The organism is Clostridium sp. AM34-11AC, assembly GCF_003435375.1.
GTDB lineage: Bacteria > Bacillota > Clostridia > Lachnospirales > Lachnospiraceae > Pilosibacter > Pilosibacter fragilis.
In genome coordinates, this window is the sequence record NZ_QWGL01000098.1 from 1 (window position 1) to 1,245 (window position 1,245).

The 1,245-nt window shown below is 52.4% G+C and carries 2 protein-coding genes; both read right to left on the bottom strand.

Annotation, left to right across the window (positions count from 1 at the left end):
- Nucleotides 1–986, bottom strand: a 986-nt coding sequence (locus tag DW826_RS17905) for a type IV secretory system conjugative DNA transfer family protein (RefSeq protein WP_147327186.1), incomplete at its 3' end; no start/stop codon positions are given.
- On the bottom strand, nt 983–1,245 hold a 263-nt coding region (locus DW826_RS17910; protein WP_147327187.1), incomplete at its 5' end, for a PcfB family protein. The genes DW826_RS17910 and DW826_RS17905, both read right to left, overlap by 4 nt.

Consider the following 1,245-nt stretch of genomic DNA (forward strand, 5'->3'; position numbering starts at 1 on the left):
CCAACCGCTTGATTAAGAAGTCTTTTAGAGCATACAACACCGGCAGCCATCTTGAATTTGCGGTACTGCTTGACAGCAAAGTGGTCCGGCTCCCGTTCCTCCAACTGAGAAAAAAGCAGGTCCACCGGGCTTTGATAAGTTTCGTCATCCTCTCTGGCTTCACTGGCATTGATAAGGTCCAGAAGTGTGATGAAGTTCTTTTCTTCCTCCGTGGCCTCATACCAGATGTAGCCGATCAGTGCGGAATAATAGAGGCGTTCTGCTTTGACCCAGAAATCTTCCGAAGATTTTTCTCCTTCGCCCTTCGTGTTCATAATCAGGGCGTTCACCAGCTTTAAGATATCTTTCTCTGATCGGATATAAGCCAGCGGATTGTATTTCATGGATTTTCGGAAGTTTATCAGGTTGAGGCACTTGATACGGTATTTCTTCCGTTCCAGGAAAGCGCCGATCTCCGGCAGCAAGGTTCCTTTCGGATCAGTGCAGACATAGGACGAATGAGCTTGCAGCAGCGACGGCTTGCAGAAGAACCGCGTCTTGCCGCTGCCGGAACCGCCAATCACCAGAATGTTTTTATTTCTGGCATACTTCGGCTGCTTTGGGCGGCTCGCCATCGTGATCCGTTCCGTCTGCGTCATGGGGATGTTCTGGAAAAAGTCCTTGTCCATGTAGGGAGCGATATCTGCCGCCGTACCCCAGCGGGCAGAACCATACTCAATCCCGTGGCGGTATTTCTTGGCGTTTTTGCCTTTCAGGTAGACCGCCATGCGAAGGACCACCGCACCGGCTATGCCAATCAGCAGGTCCGTGGGATGGAAACTGAGCCACGGTGAGGAAAATGCTGCCGTGAAGCCGTCCCCGATGGAGAGCAGCTTGCCGGAGAGGTCAGCACCGGGCGCAAGCCGGAAAGCCTGTGCCAACTTATCGAAGGGATACACGAACAGAAGATACGGAAGGTTCAGCAAAAACAGTTTTTTCATGTTCATCTCTGCACGCTCCGATCTTTGACCTTTACTTTCTCCCGGTCAATGGTGCGGTGTTCCGTTTTCTCCGCCGCCTGTTCCTTCGCCTGGGTCAGCCGCTCCCGGATGGAGGGCTTTTCCTCACGGCTCATTTTCCGGCTGGCAAACTCCTGAAATGCCGCTGTGATGGCATCCGCGTCCCGGCTTTTGAAAAAGACCAGGTAACGAGGCTGCTCTGCAGTGGTGTCCTTCTTCAAGGCAAAATCCACATGGTATTTCTTCG